General features: G+C 69.2%; 22 protein-coding genes and 1 other RNA gene. 4 read left to right on the top strand and 19 right to left on the bottom strand.

Annotated features, from left to right (window positions below; all coding sequences use genetic code 11):
• Positions 1-2: 2 nt before the first annotated feature.
• The 11 genes from murG to rsmI all read right to left on the bottom strand — a co-directional run bounded on the left by murG (position 3) and on the right by rsmI (position 12086).
• A complete protein-coding gene (murG, locus tag ACRYRV_RS13755; RefSeq protein ID WP_444986274.1) occupies positions 3-1058 on the bottom strand; it encodes an undecaprenyldiphospho-muramoylpentapeptide beta-N-acetylglucosaminyltransferase in 1056 nt (351 codons plus the stop codon).
• Between the two features lie 29 nt (positions 1059-1087).
• Positions 1088-2320, bottom strand: coding sequence for a putative lipid II flippase FtsW (ftsW, locus tag ACRYRV_RS13750; RefSeq protein ID WP_444984755.1), 1233 nt, complete (start codon positions 2318-2320; stop codon positions 1088-1090).
• Positions 2317-3696 (bottom strand): UDP-N-acetylmuramoyl-L-alanine--D-glutamate ligase, encoded by a 1380-nt coding sequence (gene murD, locus ACRYRV_RS13745; protein ID WP_444984756.1) that lies wholly within the window; start codon positions 3694-3696, stop codon positions 2317-2319. The genes ftsW and murD overlap by 4 nt, the downstream gene beginning before the upstream one ends.
• Positions 3697-3727: 31 nt before the next feature.
• Positions 3728-4810 (bottom strand): phospho-N-acetylmuramoyl-pentapeptide-transferase, encoded by a 1083-nt coding sequence (gene mraY / locus ACRYRV_RS13740; protein WP_253443750.1) that lies wholly within the window; start codon positions 4808-4810, stop codon positions 3728-3730.
• A 9-nt stretch (positions 4811-4819) separates the two neighbouring features.
• A complete protein-coding gene (locus tag ACRYRV_RS13735) occupies positions 4820-6205 on the bottom strand; it encodes a UDP-N-acetylmuramoyl-tripeptide--D-alanyl-D-alanine ligase (protein ID WP_444984757.1) in 1386 nt (461 codons plus the stop codon).
• Positions 6202-7728 carry a UDP-N-acetylmuramoyl-L-alanyl-D-glutamate--2,6-diaminopimelate ligase gene (locus tag ACRYRV_RS13730; RefSeq protein ID WP_444984758.1) on the bottom strand — a complete coding sequence of 509 codons (1527 nt, stop codon included), beginning with the start codon at positions 7726-7728 and terminating at the stop codon, positions 6202-6204. Before ACRYRV_RS13730 ends, ACRYRV_RS13735 begins: the two co-directional genes overlap by 4 nt.
• 56 nt (positions 7729-7784) lie before the next feature.
• A complete protein-coding gene (locus ACRYRV_RS13725) occupies positions 7785-9494 on the bottom strand; it encodes a peptidoglycan D,D-transpeptidase FtsI family protein (protein ID WP_253443759.1) in 1710 nt (569 codons plus the stop codon).
• On the bottom strand, positions 9491-9814 hold the full coding sequence (gene ftsL, locus ACRYRV_RS13720) for a cell division protein FtsL (RefSeq protein WP_253443762.1): 324 nt from the start codon (positions 9812-9814) through the stop codon (positions 9491-9493). Before ftsL ends, ACRYRV_RS13725 begins: the two co-directional genes overlap by 4 nt.
• Positions 9815-9824: 10 nt before the next feature.
• The gene (gene rsmH, locus ACRYRV_RS13715; protein ID WP_253443766.1) at positions 9825-10781 is read right to left on the bottom strand and encodes a 16S rRNA (cytosine(1402)-N(4))-methyltransferase RsmH; all 957 of its coding nucleotides are present in this window, start codon (positions 10779-10781) and stop codon (positions 9825-9827) included.
• A 59-nt stretch (positions 10782-10840) separates the two neighbouring features.
• Positions 10841-11193: RNase P RNA component class A (gene rnpB / locus ACRYRV_RS13710), an RNA gene on the bottom strand.
• A gap of 32 nt (positions 11194-11225) precedes the next feature.
• Complete coding sequence (gene rsmI, locus ACRYRV_RS13705; protein WP_444984759.1) at positions 11226-12086, bottom strand: 16S rRNA (cytidine(1402)-2'-O)-methyltransferase; 861 nt, start codon at positions 12084-12086, stop codon at positions 11226-11228.
• Positions 12087-12134: 48 nt separating this feature from the next.
• Between rsmI and ACRYRV_RS13700 the strand changes: the two genes are divergently transcribed.
• The 4 genes from ACRYRV_RS13700 to ACRYRV_RS13685 are packed head-to-tail and all read left to right on the top strand — an operon-like array spanning position 12135 to position 15450.
• Positions 12135-13883 carry a penicillin-binding protein activator gene (locus tag ACRYRV_RS13700; RefSeq protein ID WP_444984760.1) on the top strand — a complete coding sequence of 583 codons (1749 nt, stop codon included), beginning with the start codon at positions 12135-12137 and terminating at the stop codon, positions 13881-13883.
• Positions 13867-14235, top strand: coding sequence for a YraN family protein (locus tag ACRYRV_RS13695; RefSeq protein ID WP_253443780.1), 369 nt, complete (start codon positions 13867-13869; stop codon positions 14233-14235). The genes ACRYRV_RS13700 and ACRYRV_RS13695 overlap by 17 nt, the downstream gene beginning before the upstream one ends.
• A gap of 37 nt (positions 14236-14272) precedes the next feature.
• Positions 14273-14866, top strand: a complete 594-nt coding sequence (locus tag ACRYRV_RS13690) for a phosphoheptose isomerase (RefSeq protein WP_110068125.1) — start codon at positions 14273-14275, stop codon at positions 14864-14866.
• A 5-nt stretch (positions 14867-14871) separates the two neighbouring features.
• Positions 14872-15450 (top strand): BON domain-containing protein, encoded by a 579-nt coding sequence (locus tag ACRYRV_RS13685; RefSeq protein ID WP_309635590.1) that lies wholly within the window; start codon positions 14872-14874, stop codon positions 15448-15450.
• Between the two features lie 79 nt (positions 15451-15529).
• Here ACRYRV_RS13685 and ACRYRV_RS13680 read toward each other — a convergent pair whose 3' ends face one another.
• The 8 genes from ACRYRV_RS13680 to zapE all read right to left on the bottom strand — a co-directional run bounded on the left by ACRYRV_RS13680 (position 15530) and on the right by zapE (position 21873).
• Positions 15530-16000 (bottom strand): ClpXP protease specificity-enhancing factor, encoded by a 471-nt coding sequence (locus ACRYRV_RS13680; RefSeq protein ID WP_444984761.1) that lies wholly within the window; start codon positions 15998-16000, stop codon positions 15530-15532.
• A gap of 49 nt (positions 16001-16049) precedes the next feature.
• Positions 16050-16676: a stringent starvation protein SspA gene (sspA, locus tag ACRYRV_RS13675; RefSeq protein WP_253443787.1), complete on the bottom strand. Its 627-nt coding sequence runs from the start codon at positions 16674-16676 to the stop codon at positions 16050-16052.
• 179 nt (positions 16677-16855) lie between these two features.
• Positions 16856-17623 carry a cytochrome c1 gene (locus ACRYRV_RS13670; RefSeq protein WP_253443788.1) on the bottom strand — a complete coding sequence of 256 codons (768 nt, stop codon included), beginning with the start codon at positions 17621-17623 and terminating at the stop codon, positions 16856-16858.
• On the bottom strand, positions 17623-18882 hold the full coding sequence (locus ACRYRV_RS13665; protein WP_309635587.1) for a cytochrome b: 1260 nt from the start codon (positions 18880-18882) through the stop codon (positions 17623-17625). Before ACRYRV_RS13665 ends, ACRYRV_RS13670 begins: the two co-directional genes overlap by 1 nt.
• Entirely contained in the window at positions 18882-19475 is a 594-nt protein-coding gene (petA, locus tag ACRYRV_RS13660; protein WP_253443790.1) for a ubiquinol-cytochrome c reductase iron-sulfur subunit, read from the bottom strand. The genes ACRYRV_RS13665 and petA overlap by 1 nt, the downstream gene beginning before the upstream one ends.
• Before the next feature lie 224 nt (positions 19476-19699).
• Complete coding sequence (gene rpsI / locus ACRYRV_RS13655; RefSeq protein ID WP_253443796.1) at positions 19700-20089, bottom strand: 30S ribosomal protein S9; 390 nt, start codon at positions 20087-20089, stop codon at positions 19700-19702.
• 13 nt (positions 20090-20102) lie between these two features.
• The gene (gene rplM, locus ACRYRV_RS13650) at positions 20103-20531 is read right to left on the bottom strand and encodes a 50S ribosomal protein L13 (RefSeq protein WP_253443801.1); all 429 of its coding nucleotides are present in this window, start codon (positions 20529-20531) and stop codon (positions 20103-20105) included.
• Positions 20532-20685: 154 nt separating this feature from the next.
• Complete coding sequence (gene zapE / locus ACRYRV_RS13645) at positions 20686-21873, bottom strand: cell division protein ZapE (protein ID WP_309635586.1); 1188 nt, start codon at positions 21871-21873, stop codon at positions 20686-20688.
• Positions 21874-21942: the final 69 nt, after the last annotated feature.

The following is a 21942-nucleotide window of genomic DNA, read 5'->3' as shown; positions in this document are numbered from 1 at the left end:
TGCTATCGCTCAAAACCTGTCTCCATGCAGCCGGCCACCAGGCGCTCGACGGCGTCGAGGTGCGCACAGGCACGCGCCCGCGCGGCCATGGTGGCGAGAGTGTCGGGGTCCAGCAGCGCCGCCAGCCGCTCGGCCAGCGTCGCCGCATCGAGTTCTGTCTGGGGCAGCAGCTCGGCGGCGCCCTCCTCCACCAGCGCCCGAGCGTTGGCAGTCTGGTGGTCGTCCACCGCAAAGGGAAAGGGCACGAAGAGCGCCGGCCTCGCCGCGGCGGCGAGTTCCGCCACGGTCAGGGCGCCGGCCCGGCAGACCACCAGGTCGGCCCAGCCGTAGGCCTCTGCCATGTCATCGATAAAGGGGGTCACCTCGGCTGGCACGCCATGGTCGGCATAGGCCTGGCGGGTGGCAGCGTCCTTGTCGCGCCCGGCCTGGTGGCGCACCTCGGGACGCGCCTCGGGGGACAGCAGCGCGAGCGCCTCGGGCAGGCGCTCGTTGAGCGCCTGGGCGCCCAGGGAGCCCCCCACCACCAGCAGCCGCAGGCGCCGGCCACGCATCGCCGCGGCCGTGTGCGGCGCCTCGCCAAGCGCGGCGATCTCGGCGCGCACCGGGTTGCCGATCACCTCGCCGCGGCTGCCGAAGGCCTGGGGAAAGGCCGCGTAGACGCGGCGCGCCAGCCGTGACAGCGCCCGGTTGGTGAGCCCCGCCACGGCGTTCTGCTCGTGGATCACCAGCGGGCGGCGCCCCAGCCAGGCGGCCAGGCCGCCGGGGCCGCTGGCGAAGCCGCCGAGCCCCACCACCAGCTGGGGGTCGAACTCGCGGATCACCCGCCGCGCCTGCCAGACCGCCCGGGTCAGGTTGAGCGGCGCCAGCAGCCAGCCGGCGGCACCGTTACCGCGCAGGCCGGACACCGCGATGCGATGGAGGGGAAGGCCCGCCTCGGGCACCAGGCGGTTCTCGATGCCGCGAGGGCTGCCCAGCCAGGCCACCTCCACCCCCTCGGCGGCGAGGCCGCGGGCCAGGGAGAGGGCCGGAATGACGTGGCCGCCGGTGCCTCCGGCCATGATCAGGACGCGGCGTCCCGGTCGCTTGCTCACTTGGCGACTCCTTCGGGTTGAGGGTTTGGCCGCCCCGGTGCGCCACTGGAGCGCGGCGCCGCGGGGCTTGCCCGGCGCACCGCCTGACGGGTCTCGATATCGGCACGCAGCAGCAGCGCCATCATCACGGCGCTGACCAGCAGGCTCGAGCCGCCATAGCTGAGCAGCGGCAGGGTCAGCCCCTTGGTGGGCAGCATGCCGCTGCTCACCGCAATATTGATGAAGGCCTGGGCGCCGATCACCAGGGCGATCCCGTAGCTGAGATAGGCGGCAAAGGGGAGCCGGGCCAGCTCGGCCCGGCGCCCCACCGCCATGGCCCGCCACACCAGCAGGGCGAAGAGCCCGATGACGCCCACCGCCCCGAACAGACCCAGCTCCTCGGCAAGCACCGCAAAGACGAAGTCGGTGTGGGCCTCGGGCAGGTAGAAGAGCTTCTGCACGCTGTTGCCGAGCCCCATGCCCAGCCAGCTGCCCCGGCCGAAGGCGATCAGCGCCTGGGTCAGCTGGTAGCCGCTGGCAAACTGGTCCGCCCAGGGATCGGCGAAGCTGGTGATGCGCGCCAGGCGGTAGGGCTCGGCAATGGCCACATAGAAGCCCAGCAGCCCCACAGCCCCCAGGAGCACCACGAAGCGGCCCCAGGGAGCACCGGCCATCAGCAGCATGCCCATGACGCAGGCGATCATCACCACCGCCGCGCCGTAGTCGGGGGCGCGAATCAGCAGCAGCGCCATGATGCCCACCACCAGCAGCGGACGCAGGAAGGCGCCCAGCTCGCGGCGCACCTGGGGCAGGAAGCGCTCCAGGTAGCCGGCCACGTAGACGATCAGGCAGAACTTGGCCACCTCGGAGGCCTGGAGGTTGAAGGGCACCCCCGGGATCGAGATCCAGCGCTTGCTGCCGTTGATCTCGCGCCCCACCAGCAGCACCAGGATCAGCAGGCCGATGCCCAGCAGCAGCAGCAGGGGACCGTTGACCTTCCACCAGGCCAGGGGCACGCGCAGGGCGAAGGCGGCCGCCCCCAGCGCCACCACCAGGAAGATGGCGTGGCGGATGCTGAAGTACCAGGGGTTACCGGTAAGGCTCGCGGCCACTTCCGACGACGCCGAGGTCACCATCACCCAGCCGATCAGCATCAGCGACAGGGCGGCTACCACCAGCCAGCCGTCGAAGGGCTGGTCCCGGGTGGAGAGCCGCTCGCGGAGCCGGGAGAGCCGAGAGGGCCGCTTCATGTCGCCTCCTGCCCCAGATGGCGGCGCACCCAGCGCCGAAACACCTCGCCGCGCTCCTGGTAGTTGGCGAACTGGTCCAGGCTGGCGCAGGCCGGGGAGAGCAGCACGCAGTCGCCGGGCTCGGCGATCTCGGCGGCCCGGGCCATGGCCTGGGAGAGCTCCTCCACCTCGGTGATCGGCAGCCGCCCGCGCAGAGTCCGCGCCAGGCGCTCGGCGTCGAGGCCGAAGAGGATCGCCTCACGACCATAGCGGGCCAGGGGCTCGGCCAGGGGAGTGAAGTCGGCGCCCTTGCCGACGCCGCCGGCCAGCAGGATCAGGCGGCCCGCCAGGGTCGGGCCGAGGCCGGCGATGGCGGCCAGGGTGGCCCCCACGTTGGTGCCCTTGGAGTCGTTAATCCAGCGCACCCCGCCCACCTCGGCCACCAGCTCACCGCGGTGGGGGAGCCCCGGGAAGCGACGCAGCACCCGGCACATCGATTCCATGGGCAGGCCCAGCCGACGCCCCATGGCCAGCGCCGCCAGGGCATTGGCCTGGTTGTGACGGCCGGCCAGGCGCACCTCGGCGGCGGGCATCAGCGGGGTGTCGCCGTGCATCAGCCAGTCGGCGTCCCGGTGGCGGCCGATGCCCCACTCCCCCGCTTCGGGGGCCCGGGTGGTGAAGCTGTCCTGGAAGGGCAGTCGCTCTTCCGGCCAGGTGTTGGGATCCTCGGCGTTGACCACGGCGTGGCGGGCGCCGCGGAAGATGGCCCCCTTGGCCTCCCGATAGCCGGCCATGTTGCCATGGCGGTCCAGGTGGTCCTCGGAGAGGTTGAGGAAGGCCACGCTCTCGGCACCCAGACGCGGCGTGGTCTCGAGCTGGAAGCTGGAGAGCTCCAGCACGTAGAAGTCGGCGTCGGGCTCGTCGGCGAGCAGGTCCAGGGCCGGGGTCCCCAGGTTGCCGCCCACCGCCACGCGACGACCGGCCTCGACGGCCATCTCGCCCACCAGGGTGGTCACGGTAGACTTGGCGTTGGAGCCGGTAATCGCCGCGATGGGCGCCCGGGCGGCGCGAACGAACAGTGCGATCTCGCCGATCACCAGCGGCTCGCCGGTCGCCTCGCGAAGGCGCCCGGCCAGGGCGTCCAGGCCCGGGGTGCGCGGGTCGACGCCCGGACTCACCACCACCTCCTCCACCTCGGAGAGGTCGAGGGCGGTCAGCGGACCGCAGTGGATCGCCACTCCCGGATGGGCGGCGTGGAAATCATCCATGCCCGGCGGTACGGCGCGGGTATCGGCCACCATGTAGGCCACCCTCTGCCGCTCGAGGTGTCGGCAGATGGCGCGCCCGGAAATGCCGAGCCCGACCACCAGGGTGACGCCTTTCGGCACCTTGACCATATCCTGCTCCTTGCTCGCGTGGGGCCCTCGCTCAGCGCACCTTGAGGGTCGCCAGGCCGATCAGTACCAGGACCACGGTGATGATCCAGAAACGCACGATGACCCGCGGCTCCGGCCAGCCCTTGAGCTCGTAGTGGTGGTGCAGCGGTGCCATGCGGAAGATACGGCGCCCGGTGAGCTTGTAGGAGCCCACCTGGAGGATCACCGAGACGGTCTCCATGACGAAGATCCCGCCCATGATGAAGAGCACGATCTCCTGGCGCACGATCACCGCCACCACGCCCAGGGCCGCCCCCAGGGCCAGGGCCCCCACGTCGCCCATGAAGACCTGGGCCGGGTAGGTGTTGAACCACAGAAAGCCCAGACCCGCACCGGCGATGGTGGCGCAGAAGACCGCCAGCTCGCCGGAACCGGGGATGAAGGGGATCTGCAGGTAGTTGGCGAAGACGGCGTTGCCGCTGGCGTAGGCGAAGACCGCCAGGCCCATGGCCACCAGGACGGTCGGCATGATGGCGAGGCCGTCCAGGCCATCGGTGAGGTTCACCGCGTTGGAGCTGCCCACGATCACGAAGTAGGTCAGCACGATAAAGAAGACCCCCATGGGCAGCACCACGTCCTTGAACAGCGGCACGATCAGGCTGGTCTCCACCGGCGAAGCGGCGGTGGCATAGAGCAGCACGGCGGCGGCCAGGCCGATCACCGACTGCCAGAGGTACTTCCAGCGCGCCGGCAGGCCCCGGGGATTCTTCTCCACCACCTTGCGGTAGTCGTCCACCCAGCCGATGGCACCGAAGCCCAGGGTGACCCCCAGCACGATCCAGACGTAGTGGTTGCCGAGATCCCCCCACAGCAGGGTGCTGACGGCGATGGCCATCAGGATCATGGCCCCGCCCATGGTGGGCGTGCCCGCCTTGGAGAGATGGGTCTGGGGTCCGTCATCGCGCACCGCCTGGCCGATCTGGCGCTCGACCAGCCGGCGGATCATCACCGGCCCCAGCCACAGGCAGAGCACCAGGGCCGTGAGCGTCCCCAGGATCATGCGCAGGGTCAGGTAGTTGAAGACATTGAAGGCGCTGAAGCGTTGCGCCAGTAACTCAGCCAGATAGAGCAGCATGTATTGCGTTCACCTTGATCGATCCCGACGCAGCACCGCCACCACCTGCTCCATGGCGGCACTGCGCGACCCCTTGACCAGCACGCTGGCCCCGGGCGGAAGATGGTTGAGGGCGTGGCGCGACAGCGCCTCGCGCTCGTCGAAGTGGCACCCGCCTGCCCCGAAGGCGCGGGAAGCGGCCCGGGCCGCCTCACCGCAGGTGCCGAGGAAGTCGATCCCCAGTTCCCGTGCGTAGTCTCCGATCTCGGCATGCAGCCGCTCGGACGCCTCCCCCAGTTCACCCATGGCACCCAGCAGGCACCAGCGCGGGCCGGGCAGCGTGGCGAGCAGTTCGAGGGCCGCCCTCACCGCACCGGGGTTGGAATTATAGGTATCATCCAGCAGCCGCGAGCCGTTGACGCCGGCCACGATGGCGAGCCGGCCCGGCATGGGCGCGACGCCGGAGAGGCCCGCCACGATCCGCTCGGGGGCGAGCCCCATGGCCAGGGCGGCCGCCGCGGCCGCCAGGGCATTGACCACGTTATGGCGCCCCAGCAGGTCGAGCCGCACCCGCCCGAGCTCGACGCCGTCCGCGACAAGCGTGAAAGCATAGCGCCCCAGGTCATCGCAGGCCAGCGCCCGGGCGGTGACCCGGGCCCGGGGGTCGAGGCCGAAGTCGCGTACCTCCCGGGGCGCGGCGAGCCGTGCCCAGATGGCAAAGTAGGCGTCATCGCGGTTGAGCACCGCGACGCCGTCGGCCGGCAGACCGGCCAGTATCTCGCCCTTGGCCTGGGCAATCTGCCCCATGCCGCCGAACTCTCCCACGTGGGCGGCGGTGACGTTGGTGATCACCGCCACCCCGGGCTCGGCCAGCACGCTGGTCCAGGCGATCTCGCCCAGGTGGTTGGCACCCAGCTCCACCACCGCCTGGCGGTGCTCGGGGGAGAGCTCGAGCAGCGTCAGCGGGGCGCCGAAGTCGTTGTTGAGGTTGCCCCGGGTGGCCAGGGTCGGCCCCATCTGCCCCAGCAGCGCAGCCAGCAGCTCCTTGACCGTGGTCTTGCCGCTGTTGCCGGTGACCGCCGCCAGGGGGCCACCCCAGGCGCGGCGCCGGGCCCGGCCCAGCAGCCCCAGCGCCAGGCGGGTGTCGGCCACCTCGAGCAGCGCCAGGCCCTCCGGGCGAGCCCTGCCAACCATGGCGCCGGCCTCGACCAGCGCCGCCACGGCGCCGCCCTCCCGGGCCTTGCCGAGGAAGTCGTGGGCGTCGAAGCGTTCGCCGCGCAGAGCCACGAAGAGGCTGCCCGGCGCCAGCTGCCGGGTATCGGTGACGATCGCTCCCACCTGCAGGTCGTGGGTCGGCGCCGCCAGGCCAAGGGCCTCGGCCACCTCGGCCAGACGGGTCAATCCACAGCGGCTCATGCGCCCTCCTCCCCGTCTCGGCCTGCCCGGGCGGCCAGGGCGCGCTCGGCCTCGGCCAGGTCGGAGAAGGGGTGGCGAACCCCGGCCACCTCCTGGTAGGCCTCGTGGCCCTTGCCGGCGATCAGCACCACATCCTCGGCGTCGGCATCAGCCAGCACCCGGGCGATCGCCGCTCCGCGCCCAGCGATCTCCAGCGCCTGGCGGCGCGCACCGCCGGAGAGCCCGGCGAGCACCGCCGCGCGAATCGCCGCCGGCTCCTCGCCGCGTGGATTGTCGTCGGTGACCACCAGGCGGTCGGCGTGGCGCTCGGCGGCGGCGGCCATCAGGGCACGCTTGCCGGGGTCGCGGTCGCCGCCGCAGCCGAACAGGCACCAGAGGCGGCCATCCATCGGGCGGTGGTCGCGCAGGGCGGCCAGGGCATTGTCCAGGGCGTCGGGGGTGTGGGCATAGTCGATGACCACGGTGGGCGCGCCGGGACGCACCAGCGCCTCCATGCGCCCGGGCACCGGGGCAAGCCCGGCGGCCGCCTCGAAGAGCTCGCCGATGCCGTGGCCCAGGCCATGGAGGGTGGCGATGGCCAGCAGCAGGTTGTCCAGATTGAAGCGACCGAGCAGCGAGGTCTCCAGCACCCGCTCTCCCTCGGGAGTGGCCACCAGGGCGCGCTGCCCCGCGGCGTGGGGGTGCCAGTCGACGACCCGGAAGGTCACCGCCTCGCCCTGCCCGGTGGCCAGCACCCGCACCCGTCCCTCTTGACCACCGGGGAGGCCAGCCAGCATCAGCCGGGCCAGGGAGTCATCGGCGTTGACCACGGCAAGCCGGAGCTCCTCACGGCGAAAGAGCCTGGCCTTGGCCGCCGCGTAGGCCGCCATGCTGCCGTGGTAGTCGAGATGGTCCCGGGTCAGGTTGGTGAAGACCGCCGCGGCGAGCCGGCAGCCATCCAGGCGCCCCTGCTCCAGCGCGTGGGAGGAGACCTCCATGGCCACCCGCTGCACGCCCTCGCCGGCCAGCTCGCCCAGCGCCGCCTGCAGCGCCAGGGGTCCCGGCGTGGTCAGCCCAGCGTCGTGCAGGGCGCCAAGCCGCCCGTGGCCCAGGGTCCCCACCAGCCCCGCCGGCACCCCCAGGGCCTCGCTCAGCTCGGCAACGTAGTGGGTCACCGAGCTTTTGCCGTTGGTGCCGGTGACCCCGATCAGCGCAAGGGACTCGGGCACGGCGAAGAGCTCTCGGCCCAGCTCGCCGAGGCGCTGGCGCAGGCCGGGCAGCATGACGACCCGCGGATCCTCGGGGGCGGCGTGCCCGTCGCCGGCATGGCAGAGCACGGCGCAGGCTCCCGCCGCCAGCGCCGCCGCAATGAAGTCGCGGCCGTCGGCAGAAACGCCAGGCACCGCCACGAAGACCGAATCCGGGGCCGCCTGGCGACTGTCGGTACAGAGCCGCAGGGCAGCGTCACCCAGGGCGGGCAGCGGACCGGCGTCGGGCCAGAGTCGCGCCAGGACGTCACGGAGGTGGCGACCGGTCAGCTCCATAAGGCACCTCGGGCGGGGCAGGGGCGGGATGGGGCGGTAGCGAACATGGCGGTACCTCAGCGGCTGCGCTGGTCGGGCGGCACGTCGAGCAGGCGCAGGGCGCTGCCCACGACGCGGGAGAAGACGGGGGCGGCCACGGCGCCGCCGAAATAGCTGTCGCCGCGGGGGTGGTCGATCATCACCACGGTGACGATGCGCGGGTCGGAGACCGGGGCAATGCCGGCGAAGAGGCTGCGATAGGCATCGCGCACATACCCCCCGGCCCCGGTCTTGCGCACCGTGCCGGACTTGCCGGCCACCCGGTAGCCCGGCACCATGGCGCGCCGCGCCCCGGTGGTCGGCTGCACCGACTCCTCCATGATGCGCAGCAGGTCATGGGCCACCCCCCGGTCGATCACCGGCTCCCCCGGCGGCGGCTCGGGAAGCTTGAGCAGCGATGGCGGCAGGCGCTCGCCGCCGTTGGCGATGGCGGTGTAGGCGCTGGCCAGCTGCAGGGCGGACGTGGAGAGGCCGTAGCCGTAGGAGAGCGCGGCCCACTGGCTGCGCGACCAGCGTACCGGCGCCGGCAGGGTACCGGTGGACTCGCCGGGAAAGCCGGTCTCGGGGCTCTGGCCGAGGCCCAGGCGCCGATAGAGATCCGGCACCAGAGGGTCGTCGAGCTCCAGCACCAGCCGGGACATGCCGATATTGGAGGACTTCTCGAGAATGCCGGCGAGATCCAGCTTGCCGTAGTTGCGGATGTCGCGAATGGTGAAGCGGTCGATGCGCATCCAGCCCGGCGAGGTGTCCACCACCACATCCCGGGGAAATTCCCCGCTCTCCATGATCGCCGCCATGGCCAGCGGCTTCATCACCGAGCCGGGCTCGAAGACGTCGACGATGGCCTGGTTGCGCAGACCGCGGGGGTCGAGGCCCGCGCGATTGTTGGGGTTGTAGGAGGGCTGGTTGGCCATGGCCAGCACCTCGCCGGTACGGGCGTCCATCATCACCACCACGCCGCCGTCGGCGTTGTGCTCGGCCACCGCCGCCTTGAGCTCGCGATAGGCCATGTACTGCAGGCGCTGGTCGATGGAAAGCGTCAGCTCGCCGCCGGGGCGCGCCTCGCGCAGCACCTCCAGGTCGCGCACCAGGCGCCCGCGACGGTCCTTGAGCACGCGCCGCTGCCCCGGCTCGCCGGCCAGGTAGAACTGGTAGGCGAGCTCGAGGCCCTCCTGGCCCACGTCGTCGACGTTGGTGACGCCGAGCAGCTGGGCGGTCACCTCGCCCGCCGGGTAGTAGCGCTTGTACTCATCCTGGCGGTAGACCCCCGGGATGCGCAGATCGAGCACGCGCTGGGCAGCCTGTGGCGTCAGCTGGCGGCGCAGGAACATGAACTCCCGGGAGGCGAAACGCGCCAGGCGTGCGTCGAGGTCGTCGGGCTCCATGCCCAGGGCGCGGGCCAGCTGCAGGCGCTGGATGGGGTCCTCCGGCACGTCCTGAGGGTTGGCCCAGAGGGTGACCACCGGGGTGGAGATGGCCAGGGGTTCGCCGTTGCGGTCGCTGATCATGCCGCGGTGGGCGGGAATCGGGTCGGTGCGCAGCGTCCGGGCGTCCCCCTGCCCCTGCAGGAAGGGACGGTCCACCACGTGCAGGATCACCACGCGCCCGACCAGCAGGCCGAGGCCGACCAGCACGATGGCCAGCATGAGGCCGTAGCGAAGCCCTCCCATGGGCGCCATGGGCGGTGGACGGCGCGGCGAGACGCCGCTACGCGCTCGGCTGCTCATGGGCGAATCACCTCCACCTCATCGACATCGGGCAGGCGCATCTCGAGGCGCTCCATGGCCAGGCGCTCGATGCGCGCCGGCGAGGACCAGGCACTCTCCTCCAGCAGCAGCTGCCCCCACTCGGTCTGCAGCTGCTGCTGCTCGCGCTCGAGCTGCTGCAGGCGGCCGTACTGGTCGCGGGTCATATGGCTGGCAGTGATCACCGCCAGGGCGCTGCCCAGCGAGAGCAGGGTCAGCGCCAGCACCACCAGCAGCAGCAGGCTGGGCCTCAGGGCCAGCGGCCAGCCAAATCCGGATGTCGATGTTCGTCCCTGGGTCATCGGGCTTCCCTCAGTACCGCTTGCGTGCCACTCGCATCACCGCGCTGCGCGCCCGGGGGTTCTCCTCCACCTCCTCGGCGCCCGGGCGCTGCGCCTTGCCCAGCGCCTCCAGCCGACGCTCGAGTTCGGCATCCGGCACCGGAATGCCCCTGGGCAGATGGGTGTCGCCGCGCACGTGGTGACGAATGAAGCGCTTGACCCGGCGATCCTCCAGGGAGTGGAAGCTGATCACCACCAGGTGCCCGCCGGGGGCCAACGCCTCCAGGGCCGCCTCGAGGGCGGCATCGAGCTGTTCCAGCTCGCCATTGACCTGGATGCGCAGGGCCTGGAAGACCCGGGTCGCGGGGTGCTTGTGCTTCTCCCAGGCCGGGTGGGCGGTCTTGACCACCTCGGCGAGGTCGCCGGTACGCTCGAAGGGCTGCTCGCCGCGCCGGGCCACGATGGCTCGCGCCAGGCGTCGGGCGTAGCGCTCCTCGCCGTACTCCTTGAAGACCCGGGCAAGCTCGCCTTCGGGCGCCCGGGCGATAAAGGCCGCCGCGCTCTCGCCCTGGGTGGGGTCCATACGCATGTCCAGGGGGCCGTCGCGCAGGAAGCTGAAGCCTCGCTCAGGGTCATCCAGCTGGGGGGAGGAGACGCCGATATCGAGCAGCACACCGGAGAGCCGCCCGTGCAGATCATGGGCGCGGGCAATCTCGCCCAGCCGGGCGAACTCGGCGCGCTCTATGGTGAAGCGCGGATCCTCGAAGGTCGCGGCTTCCGCGATGGCCTGGGGGTCGCGATCGATGGCGATCAGGCGCCCGGCCGGGGAGAGGCGCTCGAGGATGGCGCGGGAGTGGCCGCCGCGGCCGAAGGTACCATCCAGGTAGACGCCGTCGGGATCGTGGACCAGCGCCTCCACGGCGCCGTCCAGCAGCACGCTGGCATGGCGATAACCGCGCGGCTTGGGTTCGTGAGCGGATGACGACATGCGGTTCTCGTAGGCGGCTGGCAGGCTGCCGGGCGCAGGCCCGGCAGGTGTAAGAATCAGGGGGGAGCCGGCCGATAAGCCGGGTTCTGTCGTGGACAGCCATTCCTCTAGGGGACGCGTCACCGCGGCCCTCAAGCAACCTACCCGAACCCAGCGCGGGCCACGCCATGGGGTTCCTATTTGGTCTTGCTCCGAGTGGGGTTTACCGTGCCACGCACTGTTACCAGGCGCGCGGTGCGCTCTTACCGCACCCTTTCACCCTTGCCGGCCTCCCGAGGGAGACGTAGGCGGTCTACTCTCTGCTGCACTTTCCGTCGGCTCGCGCCGCCCAGGCGTTACCTGGCACTCTGCCCTGTGGAGCCCGGACTTTCCTCCCCCGGATCACTCCGGCGGCGACTGTCTGGCCGACTCCCGCGGCAAGCATACCAGCGCCCCGACAGCCCCTCAACAAGGAGTGTCCTTGAGCGCCTGGGCGCGGGCATACCAGGCCTTCTTGGCGCCCCCCAGCACCCGCGCTGCCACCGAGGCGGCCTGCTTGACGCCGACGCCCTCGGCCAGCAGTGCGGCCAGCAGCGCCTCGCCCTCCACCACCGAGGCCTCCTCCTCTTCGCGCGGCGCGGCACCGGCCACCATCACCACGAACTCCCCGCGGGCCTGATCCGGGTCGACCTCCATGCGCGCCAGCAGCTCGCCCGCCGAGCCGTCCAGGAAGGTCTCGAAGGTCTTGGTCAGCTCCCGAGCCAGCACCAGGCGCCGCTCGCCAACCACCGTCGCCAGGTCGGCCAGGGTGTCGCGGATGCGGTGGGGCGACTCGTAGAAGACCAGGGTCTCCTCCCGGGTCGCCAGGGCCTCCAGGCGAGCGCGCCGCCCCGCCCCCTTGGCCGGCAGGAAACCCTGAAAGGTGAAGCGATCGGTGGGCAGGCCCGCCGCCGAGAGCGCGGCCACCAGGGCGCAGGCCCCCGGCACCGGCACGATGCGCCGCCCCCGGGCGCGCAGCTCGCGCACCAGTACGAAGCCGGGATCGCTGATCAGGGGCGTGCCGGCATCGGAGACCAGGGCGATGGACTCGCCGGCGGCCAGGCGCGCATCGAGCTGTTCGACCCGCGCCACCTCGTTGTGCTCGTGCAGGGAGAGCATCGGCACCGAGAGCCCCAGGTGGCGCAGCAGGCGCCCGGTATGGCGGGTATCCTCGGCGGCAATCACCGCGACCTCCCCCAGCAGCCGCGCGGCGCGCGGACTCAGGTCCTCCAGATTCCCAATCGGCGTGGCGACCACGTACAATGAAGCAGTGTTAGCGTCTGACACTGGCGGCTCCTCGGCTAGCTGCCGACCCAACGGACTAAGGATGGATTCATGCGGATACCCACTCGCGGCCTGCTGGCCACGGCGCTCTGTGCGATGCTGCTGGCGGGCTGTGCCGCGCCAACCGGCATCGTCGATCGCGTCACCGACGACGACCCGAGCCGCCTGCTCGAACAGGCCGGCCAGCAGGAGCCGGCCCAGGCGGCCAGAACCCGGCTGGAAGCGGCGGACATCCTAGCACGCCAGGGAGAGCACACCCAGGCGCTGGAGATCGCGGCGGACATCGATGACAGCCTGCTCCCCCCGGAGACCCGAGCCCGCTGGGCCCTGCTGCTGGCCGAGCTGGGCGAGACGCTGGGCGAACCCTGGGCGGTCATCCAGGCGGCCCAGGAGCTCGACGCCCTGCCCCTCGCGCCCGACCGCGCCCTGGCGCTGCGCGAACAGCTGGGCATGGCACTGCTCGAAGTCGACGAGCCGGCGGCGGCGGCCGAAGCGCTGCTGCGGGTCCAGGCCAGCCGCGACGACGAGGCGCTCAACGACCCGATCTGGACGGCCATGAGCCGCCTCGACGGCCAGGCGCTGGCCGATCTGGGCCGGGACGCCGACGCCCTGACTCGGGGCTGGGTGGAGCTCGCCGAGCTCTACCGCACCAGCGGCGGCGATATCGAGCGGCTGTTCGAGCGCCTCGACGCCTGGCGCGAGCGCAACAGCCGCCACCCCGCCGCTCGCCGGCTGCCCGCCGACCTGGTGGCGCTGGGCGAGCTGCGCGGCCTGGAGGTGCGTCATATCGCCGTGATGCTGCCGGAGTCAGGCCCCCTGGCCAGGCCCGCCGATGCCATCATCGAGGGCATGCGCATCCAGCACCGCGCCGCCGGCGGCAGTGTCCAGCTCAGCTTCCTCGACGCCAGCCATGGCGACCTGGAGGCCCTCTACCGGGAGGCCCAGAGCCGCGGCGCCCAGGTCATGGTGGGGCCGCTGGACAAGGACCAGGTCACCCGGCTCGAGCAGCAGGAGCGCGTGCCCCTGCCCACCCTGGCCCTCAACTACGGCCACGGCGAGCGCAACGGCGCCCGGGGACTCTTCCAGTACGGCCTCTCCGCCGAGAATGAGGCGCGCCAGGCCGCCGTTCGCGCCTGGCGCGACGGCCATCGCAGCGCCGGCGTGCTGGTACCCGACAACGACTGGGGCCGCCGAGTCGGCGAAGCCTTCTGGGACGAGTGGCAGGCCCGCGGCGGCGAAGTGACCAATGCGGTGCGCTACAACCCGAACGCCCCGGCCACCGAGAGCACCCGCCGGGCGGTCAGCAACCCGCGCCCGGATGCCCTCTTCCTGCTGGCGCTGCCCGACTATGCCCGCCAGGTGCCGCCGACCCTGGACTACTTCGGCGCCAGCCGCCTGCCGGTCTACGCCACCTCGCACCTCTTCGAGGGCCAGATCAACCCCCAGCTCGACCATGACCTGAACGACGTCCAGTTCCTGGATATCCCCTGGCAGATTCCCGACGCTGCCGTGGGCGGCGTCGAGGTGCTGCCCTTCCTCGACAGCTACCGGGCCCTGCGCGAGGAGTCGGACCCGACCCTCTTCCGCCTGCATGCCATGGGCGTGGATGCCTTTGAACTGGCTCGCCGCCTGCCCCAGTTCGAGGCGGTGCCCGGCATGGAGCTGCGCGGCGCTACCGGGACCCTGCGTCCCGGAAGCGATGGCCGCATCGAGCGCGAGCTGCCCTGGGCACGCTTCGTCAACGGCGTGCCACAGCCGGTGCTGATTCCGGGGATCTTCGGCGATGAGCGGGCCCGCTGACGCCCGCGCCCGGGGCGAGGCCGTCGAACGCCTCGCCGCGGCCTGGCTCACCGAGCGCGGCTTGACGCTGGTCGCCAGCAACCAGCATGCCAAGGGCGGTGAGCTGGACCTGGTGATGCGTGACGGCGATACCCTGGTGTTCGTCGAGGTGCGCCACCGGGCCGACACCCGCCACGGCCACCCCCTGGAGACCATCACGCCTCTCAAGCAGCGCCGGCTGATCAGGGCGGCGCGTTTTTATCTCCACCGCAACGGGCTATCATGTCCCTGCCGCTTCGATGTGCTGGCCGCTACCGGCCTGCCGCCCCATCTCGAGTTTGACTGGGTCGCCAACGCCTTCGAGGCCTACTGACCGGTCACGCCCCACTGCCAAAGGACCCGGACGTCACATGGATTTCCAGCAGCGCATTCTCGGCCACTTCAACGCCAGCATCGACACCAAGACCTATGCCAGCGAGGTGCTGCCACCCTTTATCGAGGTGGCCAGCCAGATGATGGTCCAGTGCCTGGTCAACGAGGGCAAGATACTGGCCTGCGGCAACGGCGGCAGCGCCGGCGACAGCCAGCACTTCTCCTCGGAGCTGCTCAACCGCTTCGAGCGCGAACGCCCCAGCCTGCCCGCCCTGGCCCTGACCACCGACACCTCGACGCTGACCTCCATCGCCAACGACTACAGCTACAACGAGGTGTTCTCCAAGCAGATCCGCGCCCTTGGTCAGCCCGGCGACATCCTGCTGGCGATCTCCACCAGCGGCAACTCCGCCAACGTCATCCAGGCCATCCAGGCCGCCCACGACCGCGACATGACGGTGGTGGCCCTGACCGGCCGGGACGGCGGCAACATGGCCTCCCTGCTCGGCCAAGACGACTGCGAGATCCGGGTCCCGGCCACCTCCACGGCGCGCATTCAGGAGGTTCACCTGCTGGTGATCCACTGTCTCTGCGACCTGATCGACGAACAACTCTTCGGCACAAGCGAGTGACCCACATGAACCGCAAGCCCCTGCTCAGCTCCCTGCTGCTGGTCGCCGCCCTGGGCGTGGCCGGCTGCACCACCGTCACCGGCGTCACCCATCAGGGCACCATCGACGAGAACTACGGCAAGCGCACCGTCGGCACCCAGGTGGAAGACCAGAACATCGAGACCAAGGTCAGCCACAACCTGCGCCGCACCGATGCCCGCCTGGGCGACGCCCGCATCAACGTCGACACCTACAACGGCGTGGTGCTGCTCACCGGCCAGGTGCCCAGCCAGGAGCTCAAGGAGAAGGCCAGCGGGGTCGCCGGCGAGGTGCGCAACGTCCGCGAAGTGCATAACGAGCTCTCCGTCGCCGCCAACCTGCCGGCCAGCCAGCGCCTCTCGGACTCCTGGCTCAATACGCGCATCCGCACCAGCCTGGCCGCCAATGACCGCATCGACTCCGGCCGCATCCGCGTGGTCACCGAGAACAACACCGTCTACCTGATGGGCATCGTCAGCCGCGCCGAGGCGGACCGCATCGTCCAGGCGGTCTCCAACGTCGGCGGCATGCAGCGCATCGTCAAGGTATTCGACTACATGGATTGAGGACGGCGCCCTGCCCGACCCCATAACGCAGAGCGGCAGGCCACTGGCCTGCCGCTCTGCGTTCTGCCCTGAGGCACGACTACTTGATGACTCTCAGCGAAGGCTTGCCCTTGCGGGGCGGCGCCTCGGCCTGGGGGGCTTCGCCCTCCTCCTCACCGGCATCGACCTCACCGTCCACGCTGGTCAGGCCGGGCCCGCTCTCCGGCGTCTCGGCCGGGGCCAGCACCGGCTCATGGCCGAAGACCATGCCGACGCCGTTCTCACGGGCGTAGATGGCGACCAGCGCCGAGGTCGGCACCATCACCTGCATGGGCACGCCGCCGAAGCGGGCCGAGAAGCCCAGGGCCTCACTCTCGATAAAGAGATCGCGCACGGCGCCGGGCGAGAGGTTGAGCACGATCTGTCCATTCTGGACGAACTGCCTGGGCACCTCCACGCCGGGCTGTTCGGCATCCACCACGATGTAGGGGGTCAGGTCGTTGTCCAACAGCCACTGGTACAGGGCTCTGGCCAGATAGGGGCGACTCGAATAGGGGCGACTGGATGACATCGTCAGGCCCTCCGATTGCAGCCCCCGGAAACCGGGGGCGGTGTATTCATCAGCTACGAATCTCGCGCTCGGCTTCGCTCAGTGAGGCCTTGAAGCCCTCCCGACCGAAGATACGCTCCATGTAGCCGAGCAGCGGCTTGACCTGCTTCTCGGGCAGGTCGATGCCGAGCGCAGGCAGGCGCCACAGGATGGGCGCCAGGCAGCAGTCCACCAGGGTGAACTCCTCGCTCATGAAGTAGGGCATGTCCTCGAAGATCGGCGAGATGCCGATCAGGCTCTCGCGCAGCTCCTTGCGCGCCTTGTCGGCCTCCTTCTTGCTTCCCTTCTCGACCTGCTCCACCAGCGGGCACCACTCGCGCTCGATGCGGTGCATCCACAGCCGGCTCTGGGCGCGGGCCACGGGGTAGACCGGCAGCAGGGGCGGATGGGGGAAGCGCTCATCCAGGTACTCCATCATCACCTTGGACTCGTAGAGCACCAGCTCGCGATCCAGCAGCGTGGGCACGCTGTTGTAGGGGTTGAGGTCGGCGAGCTCCTCGGGCTGCTGCTCGTCGGTGACCTCGACGATGTCCACCGCCACCCCCTTCTCGGCGAGCACGATCCGTACGCGATGACTGAAGTGATCTGCACCACCCGAGTAGAAGGTCATCGACGACCGCTTGGCCACTACACCCATGAAAGAATCCTCGCATCAAATCGAACGGCAATGATAACACGACGGCAAGCACCACAAGATGGCAGCGCTTCCCGGACCGCTTCTCCGGACCACTGTCTTCAAACCACTGTCGTCTTCAAACACTGAGGGCGCATGGCCCATTGGCCATGCGCCCCCACACCTTTCCACTCAGGCGTGGATCAGTGGATGTCGCGCCAGTACTCGCGCTTCAGCAGGTAGCCGATGACACCGAAGATGAAGATGAAGAGCAGCACCTTCGGGGCCAGGGCCTGGGCCTGGAGCTTGGAGGGCTCGCCGACGTAGACCAGGAAGTTGGTCAGGTCGTACATGGCCTCCTCGAACTCGGCCGGCTCCATGCTGCCCGGGCTCGTGATCTGCAGCACCTCACAGGACTGATACTTGCCGGTGAGCGGGTCCAGCTCGGCGCCCGGCAGGGGCCGGTCGCTCTCGCTGCACACCATCTCCTGCACGCCCTGCAGCGGCTCGAGCACGTTGGGCATGGCCGACGCCTCGAGCACGATGTTGTTGACGCCGAGGGGCTGGCTGGGATCACGATAGAAGCCCAGCAGGTAGGAGTAGATGTAGTCCGCCCCCTTGATCCGGTTGAACAGCGTCAGATCGGGAGGCGTCACACCGAACCAGCTCTCGGAGTCGCCCGACTGCATGGCGATATGCATCTGGTCGTTGAAGGCCAGCTCGCTGGAGAAGATCAGGTTCTCCTCCACCAGGTCCTGGGGCATGCCCAGGTCGGTCGCGGCCCGGGCGAAGCGCTGGTGCTCCAGGGAGTGGCAGCCCATGCAGTAGTTGACATAGAGCTGCATGCCCCGCTGCAGGGACGCCTCGTCGTTGATATCCGGCGTCATCGAGAAGGGCTGTGGCGGCAGCGGCGCCGCCATGGCCGTCAAGGGCAGCAGCGCGAAGAGCAGTGCGAAGAGTTGCTTTTTCATTAGCCAGTCACCCTCTCCGGAACGGGTTTGGTCTTCTCCAGCTTGGTGTAGATCGGCATCAGCAGGAAGAAGGCGAAGTAGAGCACGGTGCACAGCTGCGCCACCGCGGTGCGAAGCCCAGTGGCCGGAATGGCCCCCAGGATACCCAGGATCACGAAGCTGATGGCGAACAGCGTCAGCATCACCTTGGACATCCAGCCCTTGTAGCGCATGGAGCGCACCGGGCTGCGGTCGAGCCAGGGCAGCACGAAGAGCACCGCAATGGCACCGCCCATGAAGACCACGCCCAGGAACTCGGCCTGAAGCGGGCCAATGTCGAAGGTGATCGCACGAAGGATCGCGTAGAAGGGGGTGAAGTACCATACCGGCGCGATATGGTCCGGCGTCACCATGGGGTTGGCAGGCTCGAAGTTGGGACGCTCGAGGAAGTAGCCGCCGCCCTCGGGGAAGTAGAAGATCACCGCCGCGAAGACGAACAGGAAGACCGCCACGCCGACGATATCCTTCACCGTGTAGTAGGGGTGGAAGGGGATGCCGTCCAGGGGCTTGCCGGTCTCGTCCTTCTTGGCCTTGATATCGATGCCGTCCGGGTTGTTGGAGCCGACCTCGTGCAGGGCGATGATGTGCAGCACCACCAGGGCCAGGATCACGATGGGCAGCGCCACCACGTGCAGGGCGAAGAAGCGGTTCAGGGTGATACCGGAGATCAGGTAGTCGCCGCGAATCCACTGGGCCAGGTCGGGGCCGATATAGGGAATGGTGGCAAACAGCGAGATGATCACCTGGGCACCCCAGTAGGACATCTGGCCCCAGGGCAGCAGGTAGCCCATGAAGGCCTCGGCCATCAGCAGCAGATAGAGAGCCATGCCGAAGATCCACACCAGCTCACGGGGCGCCTTGTAGGAGCCGTAGAGCAGGCCGCGGAACATGTGCAGGTAGATCACCACGAAGAAGGCCGAGGCACCCGTGGAGTGCATATAGCGAATCAGCCAGCCGTACTCCACGTCGCGCATGATGTACTCGACGGAAGCGAAGGCGCCCTCCCCGGAGGGGTTGTAGCTCATGGTCAGCCAGACGCCGGTCAGGATCTGGTTGACCAGCACCAGCAGGGCCAGCGAGCCGAAGAAGTACCAGAAGTTGAAGTTCTTGGGAGCGTAGTACTTTGACAGGTGATCCTGCCACATCTGCGTGGCGGGGAAGCGCTCATCCACCCAGCGCATCAGCCCCTTTTCCGCCATCGCCTTGTTCGGGTTAGCCATCAGGCAGTCTCCTCGTCTTCACCGACAATGATGATGTCGTCGGTCTCGAAGCGGTACGGCGGAACCTCCAGGTTGGAGGGGGCCGGCACGTTGCGGAACACGCGGCCCGCCAGATCGAAGTAGGAGCCGTGGCAGGGACAAAAGAAACCGCCCGGCCAGCCGCTCATGTCCACCGCATCGGGCTCGGGACGATAGAGCGGCGAGCAGCCCAGGTGGGTACAGATGCCGATCAGCACGCCGATCTCGGGGCGGATGGAGCGCAGCGGGCCGGTGACGTAGCCCGGCTGCTGCGGAACGTTGGAGTCCGGGTCGACCAGCCGCGAACCGTCGAAGCCCTCGGTGCGCTCAATCATCTCCGGCGTACGGTTAATGATCCACACCGGGCGTCCGCGCCACTCGACGGTCATCCGCTGCCCTGGCTCGAGCTTGGAGATGTCTGCCTGCACGGGCGCACCCGCCGCTCTCGCCCTGGCACTAGGCTGCCAGGAAGCCACAAAGGGGACCGCTACCCCGACGGCACCCACCGCACCCACGACGGTGGTGGCACCTACGAGGAAACGGCGCCGACCCTTGTTTACGCCGTTATCTGCCATTTCAAGGTTTCTCCCATCAGCTTACCCGTTGATCCATCACGAGCGGCCCAGCCCCCCGCGACCACGGATACCAAATGCGCTCTATAGTAAAAAAATGCGCCCCACCATACAAGGACGACGGTCCATGACGAAGGTGGAAGGCACGCAGCAACCTATTGATTCCAGAAACAAAAACGCCCGAGCCAGAGACTCGGGCGAGGCGTTTGCGGCGCAGTAGGCGACGCTTAACGCTTGGAGAACTGCGGGCGACGACGCGCCTTGCGCAGGCCGACCTTCTTACGCTCGACCTTACGGGCGTCGCGGGTCACGTAGCCGGCTTCGCGCAGCTGGCTGCGGAACTCCTCGTTGTACTCCATCAGGGCACGAGTGATGCCGTGACGGATAGCGCCGGCCTGGGCCGAGCCGCCGCCGCCCTTGACGGTAACGAAGACGTCGAACTGGCTCAGGGTGTCGGTCAGCTCGAGGGGCTGACGGACCACCATGCGACCGGTGACGCGACCGAAGTACTGGTCCAGCTCACGGCTGTTGACGGTGATCTTGCCGGAGCCCGGCTTCAGGAAAACGCGGGCGGTAGAGGTCTTGCGGCGCCCGGTACCGTAATACTGCTGTGTCATGGCGAAGACTCCCTCAGATGTTCAGTTCTTGCGGCTGCTGGGCGGCGTGCGGATGCTCGGCACCGGCATAGACCTTGAGCTTGGAATACATGGTGCGGCCCATCGGACCCTTGGGCAGCATGCCCTTGACGGCGCCCTCGATGATGCGCTCGGGCGCATGGTCGAGCAGCTTGTCGAAGGTCATGGAGCGCAGGCCACCGGGATAGCCGGTGTGACGGTAGTAGGTCTTGGCCTTGGCCTTGTTGCCGGTGACCTTCACCTTCTCGGCATTGATCACGACGATGTAGTCGCCGGTATCAACGTGCGGGGTGAACTCCGGCTTGTGCTTGCCGCGCAGGCGACGAGCGATTTCGGTGGCCAGGCGGCCGAGCGTCTTGTCCGTAGCGTCGACGACGTACCAGTCGCGCTGGACGGTCTGCGGTTTGGCAGTGAACGTCTTCATGGAATCTCACCAATCAAGTGTGTTGGGTTCTGCCGCCGGCGCTGCCGGCATGGAACCATCCCTATTCTTCTTGGTTGCCGGCGGCGCCAAGGCCGACGACAACGAGTAGAGCGCGCGAATTCTACACGAGAAGGTGCCCGACGCGCAATGCCGCTCAGGGCTTGTGGGCCAGCGCCAGATAGTCGTGGGACTGCATCTCCTGCAGCCGCGACAGGGTGCGCTGGAACTCGAACTCGAGCCGGCCATCGGCATACAGCCTCTCGGCGGGCACCTCGGCGGACATCAGCAGCTTGACGCCGCGATCATAGAACTCGTCAACCATGTTGATGAAGCGCCGCGCCTGGTCATCCGTGGCCCCGTTCATGCGGGTGACATTGGAGACCAGCACGCTGTGGAACTCCCGGGCCAGCTCGATATAGTCATTCTGGCTGCGCGGCCCGTCGCAAAGCTCCCGAAACTCGAACCAGACCACGTCGTCGTGGAGGCGCCGCGCCCGCAGCACGCGGTGGTTGACCTCGATGGTGGCGTCCGCCTCGCCCTCGTGGCCGGCGATCTCCCGGAAGCTGCGGGCCAGCTCCACCTCGGCGGCCTCGTCCAGGGGAGCATGGAAGATCTCCGCCCGCTCCAGGGCGCGCAGCCGGTAGTCGATGCCCGAATCGACATTGACCACCTCGCAGTGGCGGTTAAGCAGGTCGATGGCGGGCAGGAAGCGCGCCCGCTGCAGGCCATCCTTGTAGAGCTCGTCGGGCACGATATTGGAGGTCGCCACCAGCACCACGCCATGCTCGAAGAGCGCCTCGAGCAGGTTGGCCAGGATCATGGCATCGGTGATGTCCTTGACGAAGAACTCGTCGAAGCAGATCACCCGCGCCTCGTCGGCAAACTTGGCGGCAATCAGCTTCAGGGGGTTCTTCTCCCCCTTGTAGTGGGTCAGCTCGTTGTGCACCCGCTGCATGAAGCGGTGGAAGTGGGTGCGCATCTTCTCCGGAAAGGGCAGCGACTCGTAGAAGGCGTCCACCAGGTAGGTCTTGCCGCGCCCTACCCCGCCCCAGAAGTAGAGCCCCCGCACCTCGGGCAGCACCGGCTCGCCGGCAGGCTCGTCGCGCTTGCGCTTGCCGAACAGCCCAGCCATGCGGGCGCCCAGCTTGCCCTGGGGCGGGACCGCCCGGGGACGCGCCCGGGGGGTCGCCATCAGGTCATCATGGAGCCGCTGAAGATGGGCGACGGCCTGCTCCTGGGCGGGGTCGTACTGGAAGTCGTCTCGCTCGAGGTCGGCGCGGTAACGCTCCGTGGGCGTCAGGCGAGAGTCTCGGGACTCGGTCGATGTCGGCGTGGCACTCATGCAATAGCGAACCGTCTCGGCTGAAGGTGGCTGCGCATTATACGCCCAAGCGCCGCCGGACGCATCGCC

The sequence above is a fragment of the Halomonas mongoliensis genome (assembly GCF_052496345.1).
The sequence above is the reverse complement of the archived record's forward strand: the minus strand, read 5'-3'. Positions and strand labels throughout refer to the sequence as shown.

Excerpts from the sequence above, each read along its gene's own strand:
- mraY (WP_253443750.1), bottom strand. The coding sequence starts at position 4,810 with ATGCTGCTCTATCTGGCTGAGTTACTGGCGCAACGCTTCAGCGCCTTC.
- ACRYRV_RS13735 (WP_444984757.1), bottom strand. The coding sequence starts at position 6,205 with ATGAGCCGCTGTGGATTGACCCGTCTGGCCGAGGTGGCCGAGGCCCTT.
- ACRYRV_RS13725 (WP_253443759.1), bottom strand. The coding sequence starts at position 9,494 with ATGAGCAGCCGAGCGCGTAGCGGCGTCTCGCCGCGCCGTCCACCGCCC.
- rpsI (WP_253443796.1), bottom strand. The coding sequence starts at position 20,089 with ATGACACAGCAGTATTACGGTACCGGGCGCCGCAAGACCTCTACCGCC.
- murD (WP_444984756.1), bottom strand. The coding sequence starts at position 3,696 with ATGGTCAAGGTGCCGAAAGGCGTCACCCTGGTGGTCGGGCTCGGCATT.
- ftsW (WP_444984755.1), bottom strand. The coding sequence starts at position 2,320 with ATGAAGCGGCCCTCTCGGCTCTCCCGGCTCCGCGAGCGGCTCTCCACC.
- rsmH (WP_253443766.1), bottom strand. The coding sequence starts at position 10,781 with ATGTCGTCATCCGCTCACGAACCCAAGCCGCGCGGTTATCGCCATGCC.
- ACRYRV_RS13700 (WP_444984760.1), top strand. The coding sequence starts at position 12,135 with ATGCGGATACCCACTCGCGGCCTGCTGGCCACGGCGCTCTGTGCGATG.
- ACRYRV_RS13695 (WP_253443780.1), top strand. The coding sequence starts at position 13,867 with ATGAGCGGGCCCGCTGACGCCCGCGCCCGGGGCGAGGCCGTCGAACGC.
- ACRYRV_RS13690 (WP_110068125.1), top strand. The coding sequence starts at position 14,273 with ATGGATTTCCAGCAGCGCATTCTCGGCCACTTCAACGCCAGCATCGAC.
- petA (WP_253443790.1), bottom strand. The coding sequence starts at position 19,475 with ATGGCAGATAACGGCGTAAACAAGGGTCGGCGCCGTTTCCTCGTAGGT.
- zapE (WP_309635586.1), bottom strand. The coding sequence starts at position 21,873 with ATGAGTGCCACGCCGACATCGACCGAGTCCCGAGACTCTCGCCTGACG.
- ACRYRV_RS13730 (WP_444984758.1), bottom strand. The coding sequence starts at position 7,728 with ATGGAGCTGACCGGTCGCCACCTCCGTGACGTCCTGGCGCGACTCTGG.
- murG (WP_444986274.1), bottom strand. The coding sequence starts at position 1,058 with ATGGCCGGAGGCACCGGCGGCCACGTCATTCCGGCCCTCTCCCTGGCC.
- ACRYRV_RS13680 (WP_444984761.1), bottom strand. The coding sequence starts at position 16,000 with ATGTCATCCAGTCGCCCCTATTCGAGTCGCCCCTATCTGGCCAGAGCC.
- ACRYRV_RS13665 (WP_309635587.1), bottom strand. The coding sequence starts at position 18,882 with ATGGCTAACCCGAACAAGGCGATGGCGGAAAAGGGGCTGATGCGCTGG.
- sspA (WP_253443787.1), bottom strand. The coding sequence starts at position 16,676 with ATGGGTGTAGTGGCCAAGCGGTCGTCGATGACCTTCTACTCGGGTGGT.
- ACRYRV_RS13685 (WP_309635590.1), top strand. The coding sequence starts at position 14,872 with ATGAACCGCAAGCCCCTGCTCAGCTCCCTGCTGCTGGTCGCCGCCCTG.
- rplM (WP_253443801.1), bottom strand. The coding sequence starts at position 20,531 with ATGAAGACGTTCACTGCCAAACCGCAGACCGTCCAGCGCGACTGGTAC.
- ftsL (WP_253443762.1), bottom strand. The coding sequence starts at position 9,814 with ATGACCCAGGGACGAACATCGACATCCGGATTTGGCTGGCCGCTGGCC.
- ACRYRV_RS13670 (WP_253443788.1), bottom strand. The coding sequence starts at position 17,623 with ATGAAAAAGCAACTCTTCGCACTGCTCTTCGCGCTGCTGCCCTTGACG.